The 17,195-nt window shown below is 71.2% G+C and carries 17 protein-coding genes; 6 read left to right on the top strand and 11 right to left on the bottom strand.

Annotated features, from left to right (window positions below; genetic code table 11):
- Positions 1 to 56: 56 nt before the first annotated feature.
- The 7 genes from AB0J02_RS25855 to AB0J02_RS25825 all read right to left on the bottom strand — a co-directional run bounded on the left by AB0J02_RS25855 (position 57) and on the right by AB0J02_RS25825 (position 6,189).
- Complete coding sequence (locus AB0J02_RS25855) at positions 57 to 548, bottom strand: DUF6099 family protein (protein ID WP_363196141.1); 492 nt, start codon at positions 546 to 548, stop codon at positions 57 to 59.
- A 206-nt stretch (positions 549 to 754) separates the two neighbouring features.
- Entirely contained in the window at positions 755 to 1,069 is a 315-nt protein-coding gene (locus AB0J02_RS25850) for a nucleotide pyrophosphohydrolase (protein WP_363196233.1), read from the bottom strand.
- A 200-nt stretch (positions 1,070 to 1,269) separates the two neighbouring features.
- A complete protein-coding gene (locus tag AB0J02_RS25845; protein ID WP_363196140.1) occupies positions 1,270 to 2,439 on the bottom strand; it encodes an ATP-binding protein in 1,170 nt (389 codons plus the stop codon).
- Between the two features lie 102 nt (positions 2,440 to 2,541).
- On the bottom strand, positions 2,542 to 2,928 hold the full coding sequence (locus AB0J02_RS25840) for a cell division protein SepF (protein ID WP_363196139.1): 387 nt from the start codon (positions 2,926 to 2,928) through the stop codon (positions 2,542 to 2,544).
- 95 nt (positions 2,929 to 3,023) lie between these two features.
- Positions 3,024 to 4,361 (bottom strand): FtsX-like permease family protein, encoded by a 1,338-nt coding sequence (locus AB0J02_RS25835; protein WP_363196232.1) that lies wholly within the window; start codon positions 4,359 to 4,361, stop codon positions 3,024 to 3,026.
- Positions 4,362 to 4,373: 12 nt separating this feature from the next.
- Positions 4,374 to 5,213 (bottom strand): ABC transporter ATP-binding protein, encoded by an 840-nt coding sequence (locus AB0J02_RS25830; RefSeq protein ID WP_363196138.1) that lies wholly within the window; start codon positions 5,211 to 5,213, stop codon positions 4,374 to 4,376.
- Positions 5,214 to 5,358: 145 nt separating this feature from the next.
- A complete protein-coding gene (locus AB0J02_RS25825) occupies positions 5,359 to 6,189 on the bottom strand; it encodes an ATP-binding cassette domain-containing protein (RefSeq protein WP_363196137.1) in 831 nt (276 codons plus the stop codon).
- Positions 6,190 to 6,427: 238 nt separating this feature from the next.
- On the opposite strand from AB0J02_RS25825, the gene AB0J02_RS25820 reads away from it, so the two are divergent.
- The 6 genes from AB0J02_RS25820 (at position 6,428) to AB0J02_RS25795 (ending at position 12,434) form a co-directional block, all read left to right on the top strand.
- Positions 6,428 to 7,648 (top strand): sensor histidine kinase, encoded by a 1,221-nt coding sequence (locus tag AB0J02_RS25820; RefSeq protein ID WP_363196136.1) that lies wholly within the window; start codon positions 6,428 to 6,430, stop codon positions 7,646 to 7,648.
- Complete coding sequence (locus AB0J02_RS25815) at positions 7,645 to 8,310, top strand: response regulator transcription factor (protein ID WP_363196135.1); 666 nt, start codon at positions 7,645 to 7,647, stop codon at positions 8,308 to 8,310. The genes AB0J02_RS25820 and AB0J02_RS25815 overlap by 4 nt, the downstream gene beginning before the upstream one ends.
- A 72-nt stretch (positions 8,311 to 8,382) precedes the next feature.
- Complete coding sequence (locus tag AB0J02_RS25810; RefSeq protein WP_363196134.1) at positions 8,383 to 9,081, top strand: GntR family transcriptional regulator; 699 nt, start codon at positions 8,383 to 8,385, stop codon at positions 9,079 to 9,081.
- Positions 9,078 to 9,851 carry a creatininase family protein gene (locus tag AB0J02_RS25805; RefSeq protein ID WP_363196133.1) on the top strand — a complete coding sequence of 258 codons (774 nt, stop codon included), beginning with the start codon at positions 9,078 to 9,080 and terminating at the stop codon, positions 9,849 to 9,851. Before AB0J02_RS25810 ends, AB0J02_RS25805 begins: the two co-directional genes overlap by 4 nt.
- Before the next feature lie 67 nt (positions 9,852 to 9,918).
- Entirely contained in the window at positions 9,919 to 10,866 is a 948-nt protein-coding gene (locus AB0J02_RS25800) for a PHB depolymerase family esterase (RefSeq protein WP_363196132.1), read from the top strand.
- 14 nt (positions 10,867 to 10,880) lie between these two features.
- Positions 10,881 to 12,434 carry an AbgT family transporter gene (locus tag AB0J02_RS25795; RefSeq protein WP_363196131.1) on the top strand — a complete coding sequence of 518 codons (1,554 nt, stop codon included), beginning with the start codon at positions 10,881 to 10,883 and terminating at the stop codon, positions 12,432 to 12,434.
- 54 nt (positions 12,435 to 12,488) lie between these two features.
- Here AB0J02_RS25795 and AB0J02_RS25790 read toward each other — a convergent pair whose 3' ends face one another.
- From AB0J02_RS25790 to kdpF, 4 genes are read right to left on the bottom strand one after another with little or no spacing between them, the layout of a single operon-like run.
- On the bottom strand, positions 12,489 to 13,139 hold the full coding sequence (locus AB0J02_RS25790; protein ID WP_363196130.1) for a potassium-transporting ATPase subunit C: 651 nt from the start codon (positions 13,137 to 13,139) through the stop codon (positions 12,489 to 12,491).
- 5 nt (positions 13,140 to 13,144) lie between these two features.
- Positions 13,145 to 15,253 (bottom strand): potassium-transporting ATPase subunit KdpB, encoded by a 2,109-nt coding sequence (gene kdpB / locus AB0J02_RS25785; RefSeq protein ID WP_363196129.1) that lies wholly within the window; start codon positions 15,251 to 15,253, stop codon positions 13,145 to 13,147.
- A 38-nt stretch (positions 15,254 to 15,291) separates the two neighbouring features.
- A complete protein-coding gene (gene kdpA / locus AB0J02_RS25780; RefSeq protein WP_363196128.1) occupies positions 15,292 to 16,956 on the bottom strand; it encodes a potassium-transporting ATPase subunit KdpA in 1,665 nt (554 codons plus the stop codon).
- An 8-nt stretch (positions 16,957 to 16,964) separates the two neighbouring features.
- Positions 16,965 to 17,054, bottom strand: a complete 90-nt coding sequence (gene kdpF, locus AB0J02_RS25775) for a K(+)-transporting ATPase subunit F (protein WP_363196127.1) — start codon at positions 17,052 to 17,054, stop codon at positions 16,965 to 16,967.
- Positions 17,055 to 17,195 lie beyond the last annotated feature (141 nt).

Genomic DNA, 17,195 nt, shown 5'->3' with positions numbered 1-17,195 from the left:
CCGCCGCGCTCCCCTGTCCCCGTACCGGGAGCGCCGCGGTGGCGGTTCGCTCCCGGTCAGGCCGCCGAGTCCGAGTCGGGCTCCGCCTCCGGTCTGCGCGGTCGGCTGTCCCACTCCGGAAGTCGCCGCAGTATTTCCAGGACGCGGTCCCGGGACTCGTCCGCCGCGTCGATCGCGTCCATGCACTGCCAGTAGGCCCCCTCCTCGAAGGACGCGCTCGCCACGGCGACGAGCGCGATGCCGACATCGCCGAGCAGTGCCCCGAGGCCCCGCAACGCCTCCTGCACATCGCCCAGTTCGGTCAGCCGCGCCGCCCGTATCCCGCCCGCGCCCACCACCGGGACCGCCGAGCCGCCACTGCCGCGTGCCCCCGCCTCGGTCAGGCCGCGCGCCTCACCCCGCAATTCCGGTGGCCCCAGCAGCGCGAGCCGTACGCCGATCGCCTGGGCCAATGCCTGTGCCTGCCACGCCTCCCTCATGATGTCCGGCGCGTCCTGGCTCTGTGCCAGGGCCCGTCGGCCGACCCCGATGAGCCGCACCGCATCCATCCGCGTCCCCGTCCGTCCTGCTTCGAACTCCCTTGCTCACTACCCAGAGTGAGGGTCAGCGAGACGAAAAGCCAGAGGAAGCCCGAAATCTGTGGACACAAAGTCTCCTGTGGATAATTCCGTGACTCCGGAGAGTGACGGTCGGTGATCGCGGCCGGAGAGATGCCGATGGTCCGAGGGGGCTACGCGTGTTGATGGTCCGGGGGCTACGCGCCCGGCACGGGGAAGCGGCTCTCATTCCGGTCGATCTTGGCCGCGAGGGCGGCAAGCGCGTCGATGCCGAGCACCTCGCACAGCTGCAGCAGGTAGGCGAGGACGTCGGCGACCTCGTCCTCGACCCGGTGCGCCGACTCCGCGTCGTCCATCACGCGGGCCGACTGCTCGGGGGTCAACCACTGGAAGATCTCGACCAGTTCGGACGCCTCGACGCTGAGCGCCGCGGCCAGGTTCTTCGGGGTGTGGAAGGGCCCCCAGTCCCGGGCCTCCGCGAAACGCGCGAGCCGATTCTGGAGACCCGCCACGTCGAGAGGGAGCGCCTGCCCCTCAGCCCGGCTCGCCGGGTCGGCCGTGCCGGTCGCGTCGGCCGACCCGGTCGTGTCGGCCGACCCGGTCGTGCCGGTCACATCGGTCGGGCCGGTCGACCCGGTCACGCCGACCCGGCCGCTCGCACCACTCGCACCACTCGCACCACTCACGCGGAGCCCATCACTGTTTGCGTCTGTCACGGCTTCAGGTCTACCACCGTCGCGCCGTGCTCCCGTGCCGCCCGGTCCGCCGGCCCGCCCTCCCCCACCGTGGCGACGAGCCGGATGTGGCCGCGGGCGCACATCCGGGTGGCCAGCGCGATGAGTTCGCCGCTCTGGGCCGGGTCGAGGCCGCGGTCGAGGCCGTCCGCGAGGACGGTGAGGCTCTGGTACGCCTCCGGGACTTCGGCCGCCGTGTCGACCTCGAGGACGCGGGGACCGGTGAGGAGGACGAGGGCGAGGGCCAGGTACCTCAACTCGCCGTCCGCGAGCCGCTCGACGGGGCTGCGTGGCCCGTCGCCGCGGTCGATGACGGCGCGTACCGCACCGTTCGGCGTCTGCTCGGCGAGCACGTCCGCCACCGGGCCCGCGAGCCCGGCCCGGGCCGCGGCGACGAGGAGGGAGTGCCGGGTGCCGCATTCGGAGCGGGTGCGGCGCAGCACCGTGGCGAGGTTGTCGCAGCCGGTGAACAGCCGGTCGGTGTGCGCCCGCACCGGGGCGCGCATACGGGCCGGGTCGGGGTCGCAGGCGAACACCGAGCGCAGTCCGACCACGACCTGCTCGGCGGCGGCGAGGACCCGGCGCTGCCCTTCCGTCCGGCCGGCGACGCGCAGCGGGAGCAGCGCCGTGCCGAGCAGGTCGTCGGGGAGCGGGGCGCGCGTCACGGGTACCGATCCGGCGGTGTGCCAGGCGGCCTGGACGTGGCGGCGGCCGGGGTCGCGCAGCGCGGTCTCCAGGTAGGTGACGCCGGGGCCGGTCAGCCGCTCGCCCACGACGCGGAGTTCGGGCTCGGCCTGGACGGCGAGGTCGAGCCGGACGGGTCCGGCCGGTCCCTCGACGGTGCAGCCGATGCGGAACCCGCGGCGGTGCTGGGCATCCGGCCTGGCCCGTTCGGGAACGTACCGCGGCGGATCGGGGAACACCTCCGCCAGATGCGCCCCTCCGCCGAGTCCGGCGAGTGCCTCCAGTGCCCGCAGCGCGCTGGTCTTGCCGCTGCCGCTGGGCCCGGTCAGCACGGTGAACGGGCCGAGGGCGAAGGTCAGGCCGCGGTGGCGGCCGAAGGCCGAGAGCCGCAGTTCGGTCACGCGCGGTCGGTCCGGGGACACGCCCGGGGGCAGCGGGGGCGCGCCCCGGTGGAGCACGGTCATGCGGCGAACGTAGGCCGCCCGTCGTCGGCAGAACCGTTCATCCCCGCGACCTTCCTACGATCGAGGGACTATGCCCTCCGGGCTTGCCACCGGAGCCACCGGTCAGGAGACGGCGCCGGCTCCCGCCACCAGACCCTGGACCTCGGTTCCGGGCGGGGCCAGGAGGAAGACGTTGCGGTCGACGCGGTGCATGCCGCAGCCGAGGCCCATGACGACACCGCTGCTGAAGTCCAGGACGCGCTTGGCCACTTCGGTCTCGGCGCCGGACAGGTCGAGCAGCACCGGAATGCCGGTCATGACCGTCTCGGCGACGTCACGCGCGTCACCGAAGACGTTGACGCGCAGGACGACGAAACGGCGGCGCGGCTCGGTCTCGGGTTCGGGGATCGAACGGTGGCCGACCGCCGACGGCCATTCGTTGCGGCTGCGCAGCGGTACTACCTGGGCGAGCCCTTCCCACTGTTCGTCGGTGACGTCGTGGCCGTTCACTGCTCCCACCCCGTCCGGGCTCGCACTGTTGTCTGCACCGATCAATTCTTACGCCATGTCACCCGTTCAGCCCAACACCGACACGGACGGGAGTCTCATGCGGCGAGGTCGACCGCCTCCACCGCGGGCACCCGGACCCCGCGCCGCGCGGTGGCCACGCTGGTGACCAGGGTGGCCGCGGCGGCTATGGCCACCACCGTGATCCAGATGCCGAGGCCCCGTTCGGGCAGCGCTCCGTCGGTGCGTACGGCGGTGAACGGGAGGATGCCCGCGAGCGCCGCGAGTGTGCCGAAGAACACGCCGGTGACGGTGAGGACGACGCCTTCCACCGCGACGGTTCCGAGCACCTGGGCGGGGGTGGCCCCGGCCAGCCGCTGCTGCCCGAACTCACGGACGCGGTAGGCCGTGGCGGCGTACAGAGAGTTGATCAGCATGACGCAGGCGAAGACGACGATGATGCCGACCACGGTGAAGTTGAGCGTCTCGAGGTTCTTGTCATCTATTGACCTGGTCAACCCGGACGCCTTGATCGCGTCATTCTCGACGGCCTGCATGTACAGCGTCGCGGTGGCCATGCCCGTGAAGAGGATCAACGGCATGAGGATGCCGGAGAGTTCGGGTGCGCGGCGGCGCATGTTCCGCACGGTCAGGTAGCCGCTCACGCCGGTGAGAGCGGTGACGAGGGGTTCGGCGCGGCCCAGGACGATGCGCAGCAGGCGGGTCGAGACGAGGGCGAAGCCGACCGACAGGAGGATCGCCCCGTAGGCGGGGGCTGCCATCAGGGCCGCGTCGGTGGCGTTCATGGCGAAGGTGCTGGACACGGCGAGCGCGCCGGCCACGAGAGCCGCCCACGACGCGAACTTCCGGCCACGTCCGCTTCGTTGGTGGACGCCCGCGGCCGCCTTCGTCGCGCGGCGCACGGCGAGGAAGGCGGCGCCGGCCGCCGCGAGGAGCGTGACGGCGATGCCGGACGTGAGGGCGATCGGGCCGAAGGAGTGGTCGACGGAGTCGGCGACCTGGCCGCTGTCCTTGAACACGTCGAGCAGGACGGTCCCGCCGAGCACGGCGGGGCCGATCGCGAGGAGCGTGGCCACGAGCGCGACGGCCACGGCTTCGCCGACGACCATGCGCTTGATCTGGGCGGGTGTGGCGCCTGTGGTGCGCAACAAGTTGATCTCGTCCGTACGTTGACGCACGTTGACCGTGAGTGTCGAGGCGATCGCGAAGAAGACCAGGAGGGTTCCGTAGCCGCCGACGACACTCGCCGCGGTGGTGAGCGTGTCCGCGCTGACCTTGTCGACGCCGTTCGCGGCCGCCGTGTCGTGCATCGAGTTGAACGTCATGATGACGGCCGCGCCGAAGAACGCGGACAGGAAGGTGGCGAGGAAGCGGCCGGGGCGCTGCCGTACGGAGCGTGCCGCGAGTCCGAGCATCGTGAACATGGCTCACGCCTCCAGGAGGGTGTCGTCGCCGAGGTGCGCGAGGCGCTCGGCGATCCGGTCGGCCGCCGGGGCCGTCAGCTGCCCGGCGAGGCGGCCGTCGGCGAGGAACTGCACGGTGTCCGCGTACGACGCCGCGACCGGGTCGTGCGTCACCATCACGACGGTCCTGCCGTGCAGCCGTACCGCCTCCTGGAGGAGGCGCAGCACGTCGCGGGCGCTGCGGGTGTCGAGGGCGCCGGTCGGTTCGTCCGCGAAGATCACCGAGGGCTCGGTGACCAGGGCGCGGGCGATCGCGACGCGCTGGCGCTGGCCGCCGGAGAGCTGGTCGGGGGTGTGCCCGAGCCGGTCGCCCAGGCCGACCTCGGCGAGGACCCGCTCGGCCTTCGCCCGGTTCACGCGCCGCCCCGCGAGCCGCAGCGGCAGGACCGTGTTCTGCGCGACGGTGAGCGTGGGCAGCAGGTTGTACTGCTGGAAGACGAAGCCGACGCGGGTGCGGCGGAACCTGGTCAGCGCGGCCTCGCCGCGGGCCGGCCCCGGGCCGCCGGACATCTCCTCGCCGTCGACCACGACGAGGCCGCTGTCGGGCCGGTCGAGCCCGGCCGCGCAGTGCAGCAGCGTCGACTTGCCTGAGCCGGAAGGGCCCATCACGGCTGTGAAGCTGCCGGTGGGGAGGGTGAGGGTGACGTCGTCGAGCGCCCTGACCAGCGTGCCGCCGGCTCCCGCGCCGTCTTCCGCCTCCGTCGTGCCGTACGTTTTGGTGACCTTGACGAGACGGAGCGCCTCGCCACGGCCGTTCGCCGCTGCCGGTCCGTCCTGATGGCGGCCCTGATGGTGGTTTCGCATGTCGCCGTTCCCCTCGTCCGGCGCCCTGTGCGCCTCACCTACGACGCTAGGGACGGCGGCCGCGCGGGACATTGGGCGTACGGCCCGGACCGGGGGTGTCGCTACGTACACCCGGTCCGTGCACCCGTCACACGTGCACCGCGCCCTACAGGTGGCCGCCCGAGCGGGCGAGCCAGCGGCCGGCGTGCCGCGTGACCTCGACGGGGCGGCCGAAGCAGGCCGTCATGCGCTCGGCCGTCAGCACCTCCTCGACCGGCCCTCGGGCGAGGACGCGGCCCTCGCGCAGGAGCAGGGCGTGACTGATCGCCGGGGAGAGCTCCTCCAGGTGGTGGGTCACGGTGACGGTCGCCAACTCCGGCCGCCCGTACGCCAGTTGGCGCATGGTGTCGATGAGGTCCTCGCGCGAGGGCAGGTCGAGCGCGTTGAACGGCTCGTCGAGCAGCAGCAGCGCCGGGTTCGCCATGAGGGCGCGGGCGATGAGGATGCGGGCACGCTGGCCGCCCGAGCAGACCCCGTACGGGCGGTCGGCGAGATCCTTGATCTGGAGTTCGGCGAGCAACTCGTGGGCGCGCTCGCGCACTTCGTGGTCGTACGACTTCCAGAGCGGCTGGACGGTGCCGGTGTGGCCGGTCAGGACGACGGTGTGGCCGGTGAGGTCCTGCGGGACGCGCTGGGACGTGGAGACATGGCCGATGTGGGCGCGCAGCTCGCGCACGTCGACGCGGCCGAGCCGGTGACCGAGGACCTCGACGGTGCCCGTGGTGGGGAAGGTGGTGGCGCCGACGAGGCGCAGGATGCTGGTCTTGCCCGCGCCGTTGGGGCCGAGCAGCGCCCAGTGCTCACCGGGCCGCACGGTCCAGTCGATGGCGTCGAGGATGACCTGGCCGGTGGTGTAGCGGCGCATGCTCGCGCCGTCGAGGGCGGCGACGACGCGCCCGCTCCCCGCACCGTTCGCCTGTTCGTCCGTCCCGCTCATGGCGCCTCCCGCTTCGTCGCGTATCGGACAGAGAGTAGCTGTAGGAGACATTTACCTGCGGCCGCGTCCGAGTCGTGGACGCGGCCCGGGGGTGGCCGGGTTCGTCCAGGCATGGCCTTCCCGCGCCGATGTTGCCGCCCGGCCAGGGGAGTTGGTGATCTCCGCGCGGGATGGGCAGAGCGTGGCGACAGGCCCGGTCACCCCTCGCCCCGCCGTCGGCGAACGTAGGCTGATCACCATGGACCTGAGCCGGCAGCCCGTCGTCGACGCCGCGACACCGCCCGCGTCCGCCGTCCCCGTCGCGCACCGCTGGAATGCGGTGGTATGGGTGCTTTGCGGCCTGTTGCCGCCCGCCATCGCGGTGTCGGACGCGACGGGCGGGACGAAGTACACGACATACGGGCTGCTGGCCGTCCTCACGTTCTCCTACGCGGCCGTCGCGATGTTCCCCTCGAATCCGGCCCTGCGACCGTCCGCGTACCTGGCGATCCTGACCGTCGCCCTCGGCGCCGTCGCCTACGTGATGGGCGGTGGCGCCGCCCTGTTCATCGTGTCGCTGCCGCACTTCTGGATCTACGCGTCCGGTCCCGCCGCCGCCCTCTCGTTCAGCGGTGGCGCGGCGGTGCTCACCGCCCTGGCGAGTGCCGCCGGCCGCGACCCCGAGCCCCGAGTCCTGACCGGCGACACGGCGTTCATCGCTCTCGGTTACGTCGTGGGCGCCGGGGTGGGTCTCCTCGTGCACCGGATCAGCGAGCAGGGTGAGGCGCGCGCCCAGCTGCTCACCGAACAACTGGCCGATACGCAAGCCGAGTTGGCCGAGGCCCATCGCCGGCAGGGCGCGGCGGACGAGCGGGAGCGGCTTGCCCGCGAGATCCACGACACGCTCGCGCAGGGCTTCGCCTCCATCATCGTGCTGGCGGAGGCGGCCCGTTCCGGCCTGGATGCCGAACCTACGCGCGCGACCCAGCAGTTGACGTCCATCGAGCAGACCGCGCGGGAGAACCTCGCGGAGGCGCGCGCCCTGGTCGGTGCGACTCCGCCGCCGGGCGGCGCGGTCCAGGGCTCGGTCTCCGCGACCCTGCGGCGCATCCTCGACCGGTTCGCCGAGGACACCGGCATCGCGGTGGACGCGGACCTCGCGGACGTCGACTGCGACCAGCAGACCCGGATCGCACTGTTGCGCTGCACCCAGGAGTCCCTCGCCAACGTCCGCAAGCACGCGCGGGCCTCGACGGTGGTCGCGGTGCTGACGCCCGGCCCGTACGGGGTCGATCTGGAGATCACCGACGACGGGCGCGGCTTCGATGTCGCGGCGGCCCGCGGCTTCGGTCTCGACGGCATGCGCAAGCGGCTCGCCGAACTCGGCGGCGAGCTGACCGTCACCAGTTCGCTCGGCGACGGCACCCGCATCCTCGCCTCCCTGCCCACCACCGCCCCCGGCCACGAGGAGCTCGTATGACCGTCCAGGACCAAGGCCACGCATCCCGCCTGCGGATCGTCGTGGTCGACGACCACACGGTGATGCGCGCCGGTGTCGTGGCGCTGCTCGCCTCAGAGCCCGGTATCGAGGTGGTCGGGGAGGCGGACGACGGCCGCGCGGGCGTGGCGCTCGTCGAGGAACTCGTCCCCGATGTCGCCCTGTTGGACCTGCGGATGCCGGTCCTCGACGGTGTCGCGGCGACGCAGCGGATCGTCGCGGGCCCGAGCGGTACGCGCGTGCTGATCCTGACGACGTACGACACGGACACCGAGATCGAGCGCGCGGTGGAGGCCGGCGCGATCGGCTATCTGCTCAAGGACACCTCGCGCGAGCAGCTCGTCGACGCGATCCACTCGGCGGCCCGCGGCGAGACGGTGCTCGCCCCGCGCGTCGCGCAGAAGCTCGTCGCGAAGATGCGCCGCCCGGTCCAGGCCGCGCTCACCGCGCGCGAGGTGGACGTGCTGGAGGCGGTGGCCGACGGCCTGTCCAACGCCGACATCGGCAAGCGGCTCGTGATCGGCGAGGCGACCGTGAAGACGCATCTGCTGCGGGTCTTCGCGAAGCTGGACGTGAGCGACCGGACGCGGGCCGTCGTGGTGGCGATGGAGCGCGGCCTCCTCGACCGGCCCGGCAAGGACTGACGGCAGCACCCGGGACAACCCGTGGGTGCACGACCGTTGACACCCCCAGAGATCAAGTGATCTATTCACTTTATGAGTTACGCCGATCAGCCCTCCCTGTCCGAACGCCTGGCGGACGACATAGTCGAGATCATCCGCAGCGAGCGGCTCTCCCCCGGTGACGTCCTGGCCTCCTCGCGCGAACTGGCCCGGCGCTTCGAGGTGACGACGCCGACCGTACGGGAGGCGCTGCGGCGTCTGGAGGCGACGCAGGTCGTGGAGTTCCGGCACGGTTCGGGCACGTACGTCGGCCCGGGCGCCGAGCGGCGGCTGCTCGCCAACCCGCATCTGCCGCGCAGCACCCGGCAGTCGGTGCTCGAACTCGTCGGGGCCCGGCTCGTCGTCGAGCCGGCCGTCGCCGCGGAGGCGGCGCGCACCCGACTCCCGCAAGGACTGGAGCAGTTGGAGTACGCGGCGGCCAACGCGCTGTTCCCGCCGGAGGAATCGCTGCGCCGCTCCGTGCACTTCCATGTCGCGCTGGCCACGGCCAGCGGGAACGCGCTGCTGAAGGAGACCGTCGAGGCGCTGCTCCAGGTCCGCGCCCGCGACCAGGTCGAGATCCGGCATCGTTACAACGACCGGGAGCGCGACCACGCCGAGCACCTGCTGATCCTCGAAGCGGTGCGGGACGGGGACGCGGAGGCCGCCGAGCGGATCACCCGGGAGCACCTCGGCGCGATCCGGGATGCCGTCCAGGCGGCCGAATTCCCCGACGGCGGTGAGCTGTCGTGAGCACCCAGTCACCGCTGCTGCTGGCCGAGTTGACGACCGAGGAGGCCGCAGAGGCCGTCAGCCGGGCGCCCGTTGTGATCATCCCGGCCGGGGCGTACGAGCAGCACGGGCCAGGGATGCCGCTCGCCACGGACACGATCCGGGCCGAGCGCATCGCCGCCCTGGTGGGCGCCCGGCTCGCGGGCCGCGTGGTCATCGGGCCGCCGCTGCCGGTCGGGGTCTCGCCGCACCACATGGCGTTCGCCGGGACGGTGACGCTGACGACGACCACGTTCGCGGCCGTGGTGCGCGAGTACGTGGAGAGCCTGCGACGGCACGGATGGCGCCGGTTCCTGGTGCTCACCGGACACGGCGGCAACAACGCGGCGCTCACCACCGTCGCCCAGGATCTGCTCATGGCACACCCCGAGGTGCGGTTCGCCTGGTCGCCCGTGACGTCGCTCGCCTCCAAGGTGATCGCCGAGATGGGCGTGAGCGCGGTGCACGGCCACAGCGGCGAGGCCGAGACGGCCCAAATGCTGTTTCTGGCACCGGAGTTGGTGCACCGGGACCGGCTGGCGGCGGGGTCCGTCTCCGTCGACGGGCTCCAGCCCGTCGCCCGCCTCGCCCGCTCCTTCTCCCAGCCGTCATTGACCCTGCCGTACGACGAGTTGAGCGCGAACGGGGTCCTCGGGGACCCGACTTCCGTGACCGCCGACGACGGGCGGGCCATCGTGGACGCCGTTGTCGAGCGTGTGTGCGCGTTCGTCGAGGAATGGCTCGACGTCTAGCCCTCGCCTCACCCCCTCAAAAACCGAACCTCACCGAACCCCACCGAACCCCTCAAGGGAGCCGCACATGAAGGGTCTGCTTCGGCGTGCCTGCGTACTGGCCGCCGCGCTCGTCGCCGTACCACTGGCCCCGTCCCAGGCCGCCTCCGGCGCCCCCTCCTCGGAAGGGTGCGGGAGCGCCGCCCCGCAGGAACCCGGCACCAGCGTGCCGCAGACGATCAGCAGCGGTGGGCGCGCCCGGACGTATCAGTTGCATCTGCCCGACGGTTACGACCCGGCCAGGAGCTGGCCGCTCATCGTCGCCTATCACGGGCGCGGGAACACGGGTGCCGGGACCGAGGCGTTCTCCCGGCTGTCGACGCTGCCGGCCGTCGTCGCGTATCCGAACGGTGTCATCGGGACCGGCGACGGCGACCGGCAGGCGTGGCAGGGTGCGCCGTACGCGGCGGCCGGGGTGGACGACGTCGCGTTCACCGGCGACCTGCTCGACAGCCTTGAGAGCCGCCTCTGCGTGGACACGAGTCGGGTGTACGCCACCGGGAAGTCCAACGGGGCCGGATTCACCGGGCTGCTGGCGTGCCGGATGGCAGACCGGTTCGCCGCCGTCGCACCGGTCGCCGGGGCCTTCTACCCCGGGACCGGGGAGAACTGCGACCCCGCACGGCCCGTGCCGGTCATCGACTTCCACGGCACCGGCGATGCCACCATCCCGTACCAGGGCGACGCGGACCGCGGTCTGCCCGCGATCCCGGACTGGGTGGCCGGCTGGGCGGAGCGCGACCACTGCGCCACACGGTTGCCCGACGAGGTGACCGGGCCCGACATCACGACGCGGCGGTGGACCGGCTGCGCGGGCGGCGCCGAGGTGACGCATGTCGCGGTGACCGACGGCGGGCACACCTGGCCGGGCGCCGACGGGTACAGCGGCGGCGGCAGCACGACCCAGACGATCAAGGCCCACGAAGTCATCTGGGACTTCTTCCAGACCAGGCAACTTCCCCGCGACAAGCGCTAGTCGGAGCCGCCGCCATGTCCGTACAGAGAGACGCACCACCACTCGACGAGGCGGCGCGACTGCCGCGCGTCATCCGCGCCCTGGCCGTCGTGGAGCGCGCGGGCAACGCCCTGCCGCACCCCTTCTGGCTGTTCTGGATCCTGTCCGCGCTGCTCGCCGTCGTCAGCGCCGTGCTCGCCGTATTCGACGTGTCGGTCGTGTCGCCCGCCGACGGCAGGACCGTCGTCGTGCAGAACCTGCTCAGTGGCGACGGGCTCGCCATGGCGGTGTCGTCGATGGTGTCGAACTTCGCCGAATTCCCGCCGATGGCGACGATCGTCGTGGTCATCATGGGCGTCGCGGTGGCCGAGCGCAGCGGGTTCCTGGCCGCCGCGATGAAGGTCGGCGTGGCCCGCGTGCCCGCGTCGTGGGTCGTGTTCGCCGTGGCGTTCGCCGGGACGGTGGCGCACGTCGCGTCGGCCGCCGCGTACATCATCCTGGTGCCCCTCGGCGGGCTCGCCTTCCGTGCCGTGGGCCGCTCCCCCATCCTCGGCATCGTCGTGGCGTACACGTCGATCGCCTCCGGCTACGACGCGAGCCCCGTGCCCACGCCGAACGACGCGATCTTCGCGGGCATCACCACGGCGGCCGCGAAGATCACGGGCGGCGACGACGCGTACGTGTCCCCGCTGTCCAACTGGTTCTTCAACATCGCCTCCTCCCTTCTGCTCGCCGCCGTCATCACCCTCGTCACGCGCTACGTCCTGTCGCGCAGGCCCGATCTCGGCCCCGATCCGGACGCCGACGTCGAGGATCTCGGGACGCTGCGACTGAGCGAGCGGGAACGGGCCGCGCTGCGGGCGGCGCTGCTCGCGCTCGGTGCGGGTCTGGTGCTGGTCGTGGCCGCGCTGCTGCCCACGTCGTCACCGCTGCGCGGGGCCGGCGGCAGCATCGTCGAGTCGCCGTTCCTGGACGGCATCGCGGCCGTCGTGGCCTGCCTGTTCGCGGTCACCGGCATCGTGTACGGCCGGCGCGCCGGGTCGATCACCAGAGCCGGTGACGTGCCGGGGCTGATGGCCGACGGCGTCAAGCAGATGGCTCCGGTGCTCGTCCTCTTCTTCGCCATCGCCCAGTTCCTCGCCTACTTCGACTGGACGCACATCGGGGATGTGCTGGCGGTGCGGGCGGCGGAGGCGCTGCGGCACAGCGGCCTGCCGATCGTCGTGGTCTTCCTGCTGGTCCTGGTACTGCTGACGCTGGTCAACGTCATGGTCACCAGCGGCTCGGCGATGTGGGCGCTGGCCGCGCCCGTCCTCGTACCGATGCTGATGCTGGTGCACGTGCCCGCGGAGACGACGCAGGCGCTGTTCCGCATCGCGGACTCCGGGTCGACCGCGATCACGCCGATGAGCCCGTACTTCGTGATGGCGCTCGGCTTCCTGCAGCGCTACCGCAAGAGCGCGGGCATCGGCACCCTCACCTCGTACACCCTGCCGCTGGCGGTCGCCATGACGGTGGCGTGGACGCTGCTGTTCCTGGCGTGGTGGGCACTGGGGATTCCGCTCGGACCGGGGGCCGCCGTGCGCTGAGTGCCCCATGTGACGTGCCATGTGCGTCGGCGTACGGCGGCCCCGGCCGGGTCATCAACTCCTGGTCGTCAACTCCCGGAGCGCCACGTTGAGTTCGAGGACGTTGACGCCGGGCTCCCCCATGAAGCCGAGGATCCGGCCGTCCGTGTGGTCGTCGACGAGCTTCTGTACCCGCGCGACGGAGAGGTGGTTCTTCTCCGCCACGCGGTGGACCTGCAGCTCGGCGTAGGCCGGGGAGATCTGCGGGTCGAGGCCGGAGGCGGAGGAGGTGACGGCGTCGGCCGGGATGTCCGCGGCCTTCACCTTGTACGTCGCGGTGGAGTTGTCCGCGACGACGGCGGCCTTGGCGTCCTTCACCTGCTTGATCAGGTCCTTGTTGTCACCGGAGAGGTTGGTGGCGCCGGACAGGATCAGCTTGTACCGGGTGTTGACGCTGTTGGTGCCGAGACCGTTCGAGGGGCGCGGCTGGAACCAGGTCAGGTCGGGCTTGCCGTCCTTGGTGAGGTAGGTCTGTCCGATGAGGGACGAACCGACCACCTTGCCCTGGGACGTGATCTCCGAGCCGTTGGCCTTGCCGTGGAAGGCGGCCTGGGCGACGCCGGTCACCGCGAGCGGGTAGACGATCCCGCACACGACGGTGAGGAGGAGCAGGGCCCGCAGGCCCGCCCACATCAACCGGCCTGTGTTTGCTACCGAGTTGTTCATGGCCGTCAACCGATTCCGGGGATGAGGGAGAGCAGAAGGTCGATGATCTTGATGCCGATGAAGGGGGCTATCAGTCCGCCGAGTCCGTAGATCCCGAGGTTGCGGCGGAGCATCCGGTCGGCGCTCACCGGCCGGTACCGGACGCCCTTCAGGGCGAGCGGGACCAGCGCGATGATGATGATCGCGTTGAAGACGACCGCGGAGAGGATCGCGGAGTCGGGCGAGGACAGGTGCATGATGTTCAGCTTGTCCAGGCCCGGGTAGACCGCGGCGAACAGCGCCGGGATGATCGCGAAGTACTTCGCGACGTCGTTGGCGATCGAGAAGGTCGTCAACGCGCCCCGGGTGATGAGGAGTTGCTTGCCGATCTCGACGATCTCGATGAGCTTGGTCGGGTTCGAGTCGAGGTCGACCATGTTGCCGGCCTCCTTCGCCGCCGACGTACCGGTGTTCATCGCGACGCCGACGTCCGCCTGGGCCAGGGCCGGGGCGTCGTTGGTGCCGTCACCGGTCATCGCGACGAGTTTGCCGCCCGCCTGCTCCCGCTTGATGAGGGCCATCTTGTCCTCGGGAGTGGCCTCCGCGAGGAAGTCGTCGACGCCCGCCTCGTCGGCGATCGCCTTCGCCGTCAGCGGGTTGTCGCCCGTGATCATGACGGTCTTGATGCCCATGCGGCGCAGCTCGTCGAACCGCTCCCGCATGCCGTCCTTGACGACGTCCTTGAGGTGGATGACGCCGAGCACGCGGGCGCCGTCGGCGTCTTCCAGCGCCACCAGCAGCGGGGTGCCGCCGGCCTCCGAGATCCGGTCGTTCAGTTCCCGTGCGTCCCCGGCGACCACGCCCCCGCGCTCCTCGACCCAGGCGATGACGGACCCGGTCGCCCCCTTGCGGATCCTGCGTCCGTCGAGGTCCACGCCCGACATCCGGGTCTGGGCGGTGAACTCGATCCAGTCGGCGCCGGTCAATTCGCCCTGGTGGCGTTCGCGCAGCCCGTACTTCTCCTTGGCGAGGACCACGATCGAGCGGCCCTCGGGGGTCTCGTCGGACAGCGAGGAGAGCTGCGCGGCGTCGGCGAGCTGCGCCTCGGTGGTGCCGCGGACGGGGACGAACTCGGCGGCCTGCCGGTTGCCGAGGGTGATGGTGCCGGTCTTGTCGAGCAGCAGGGTGGACACGTCGCCGGCGGCCTCGACGGCCCGTCCGGACATGGCGAGCACGTTGCGCTGCACGAGGCGGTCCATGCCCGCGATGCCGATGGCGGAGAGCAGGGCGCCGATGGTGGTCGGGATGAGGCAGACGAGCAGCGCGACCAGGACGACCATGTCGAGGTTCTTGCCCGCGTAGTGCGCGAAGGGCGGCAGCGTGGCGACGGCCAGCAGGAACACGATGGTCAGTGACGCGAGCAGGATGTTCAGCGCGATCTCGTTCGGCGTCTTCTGCCGGGCCGCGCCCTCGACCAGGTTGATCATGCGGTCGATGAACGTCTCGCCGGGCTTCGTCGTGATCTTGATGACGACGCGGTCGGAGAGCACCTTCGTGCCGCCGGTGACGGCCGAGCGGTCGCCGCCGGACTCGCGGATGACCGGGGCCGACTCGCCGGTGATGGCCGACTCGTCGACGGAGGCCACGCCCTCGACGACGTCACCGTCACCGGGGATGACATCGCCGGCCTCGCAGACCACGAGGTCGCCGATCTTCAACTCCGTACCCGGGACGTGCTCTTCGCGGCCCCCCAGGAGCCGGCGCGCGACCGTGTCGGTCTTGGCCTTGCGCAGGGTGTCGGCCTGGGCCTTGCCGCGGCCCTCGGCGACGGCCTCCGCGAGGTTGGCGAAGATCACCGTCAGCCACAGCCAGGCGCTGATGGTCCAGCCGAACCAGTCGGACGGGTCCTTGAACGAGAACACCGTCGTCAGGACCGAGCCGACCAGCACCACGAACATGACCGGGGACTTGACCATCACCCGAGGGTCGAGCTTGCGGCAGGCGTCGGGCACCGACCTGACCAGCTGCTTCGGGTCGAAGAGACCTCCGCCGACCTTGCCGCCCCCGGATTCCGCGGACGGGTGGCCGCTCTGCGCGGACTGGTGCGGCGCCCGGCCGGGTGTGGCTGTGGACATTGCGGCCCCGTCCTCCCTGGGTTCTTCAGTACGTACGTTCATGAGGCGAGTCCCTCGGCGAGCGGCCCGAGCGCGAGCGCCGGGAAGTAGGTCAGGCCGGTGACGATCAGGACCGTGCCGACCAGGAGTCCGGTGAACAGCGGCTTCTCGGTGCGCAGGGTGCCCGCGGTGGCCGGGACCGGCTTCTGCTCGCCGAGCGAACCGGCGAGCGCGAGCACGAACACCATCGGCAGGAAGCGGCCGAGGAGCATCGCGAGGCCGATCGTGGTGTTGAACCAGTTGGTGTCGGCGCTCAGGCCCGCGAAGGCCGAGCCGTTGTTGTTGGCGCCCGACGTGAACGCGTAGAGGATCTCCGAGAAGCCGTGCGCGCCACTGTTCAGCATGGAGTTCTTCGGCGTCGGCAGGGCCATCGAGAGGGACGTGAAGACGAGGACGAGCGCCGGCGTGATCAGGATGTAGCAGGCGGCGAGCTTGATCTCGCGGGTGCCGATCTTCTTGCCGAGGTACTCGGGCGTGCGGCCCACCATGAGGCCGGCGATGAACACCGCGATGAGCGCCATGATCAGCATGCCGTAGAGGCCGGAACCGGTACCGCCGGGCGCGATCTCGCCGAGCTGCATGCCGAGCATCGTGATGCCGCCGCCGAGGCCCGTGTAGGAGGAGTGGAAGGAGTCCACCGCGCCGGTCGACGTGAGCGTCGTGGCGACCGCGAAGATCGAGGAGCCGCCGATGCCGAAGCGGTTCTCCTTGCCTTCCATGGCGCCGCCCGCGAGGTCGAACGCGGGGCCGTGGTGGGCGAATTCGGTCCACATCATGAGGCCGGTGAAGGCGATCCAGATCGTCGCCATCGTGGCGAGGATCGCGTAGCCCTGCCGGAGCGAGCCGACCATCCTGCCGAACGTGCGGGTCAGCGCGAACGGGATGACCAGGATCAGGAAGACCTCGAAGAGGTTGGTGAAACCGCTGGGGTTCTCGAAGGGGTGGGCGGAGTTGGCGTTGAAGTAGCCGCCGCCGTTGGTGCCGAGTTCCTTGATGGCTTCCTGGGAGGCGACGGCGCCGCCGTTCCACTGCTGCGAGCCGCCCCCGAACTGGCCGACCTCGTGGATGCCGGAGAAGTTCTGGATGGCGCCGCAGGCGACCAGGACGAGGGCGCCGACGACCGCGATCGGAATCAGGATGCGGACGACTCCGCGTACCAGGTCCGCCCAGAAGTTGCCCAGTTCACCGGTGCGGGTCCGGGCGAAGCCGCGGACCAGGGCCACCGCCACGGCGATCCCCACCGCCGCGGAGACGAAGTTCTGCACCGCGAGACCGCCGGTCTGCACGACGTGGCCCATGGCCTGTTCGCCGTAGTACGACTGCCAGTTGGTGTTGGCGACGAAGGACGCGGCCGTGTTGAAGGCCTGGTCCGGGTCGATCGACGTGAAGCCGAGCGAGCCGGGCAGCGAGCCCTGGAGCCGCTGCAGCAGGTAGAGGAAGAGGACGCTCACGGCCGAGAAGGCGAGGACGCCCCGCAGGTAGGCGGTCCAGCGCATCTCCGTGTTCGGGTCGGCGCCGATGCCCTTGTAGATCCACTTCTCCACCCGGAGGTGCTTCTCGGAGGAGTAGACCCGGGCCATGTGGTCGCCGAGGGGTCGGTAGGCCAGTGCCAGCGCCGCGAACAGGGCGAGGAACTGGAGCGCTCCGGCAAGGACGGGGCTCATATCTGTTCTCAGAACCTCTCCGGGTGGACGAGGGCGAGGACGAGATAGCCCAGCAGGGCGACGGCCACGACCAGGCCGACGATGTTCTCGGCGGTCACAGCTTCGTCACCCCCTTGGCGACAAGTGCCACCAGAGCGAAAACCGCGATCGTGGTGACGACGAAGGCCAGGTCGGCCATCGTGAGCTCCTGGATGAGGTGCGAAAGGGACAGGGACGGACTCGAAGCGCCCGAACATGTG

The sequence above is a fragment of the Streptomyces sp. NPDC050264 genome (assembly GCF_040655895.1).
Taxonomy (GTDB): domain Bacteria; phylum Actinomycetota; class Actinomycetes; order Streptomycetales; family Streptomycetaceae; genus Streptomyces.
The sequence above is the reverse complement of the archived record's forward strand: the minus strand, read 5'-3'. Positions and strand labels throughout refer to the sequence as shown.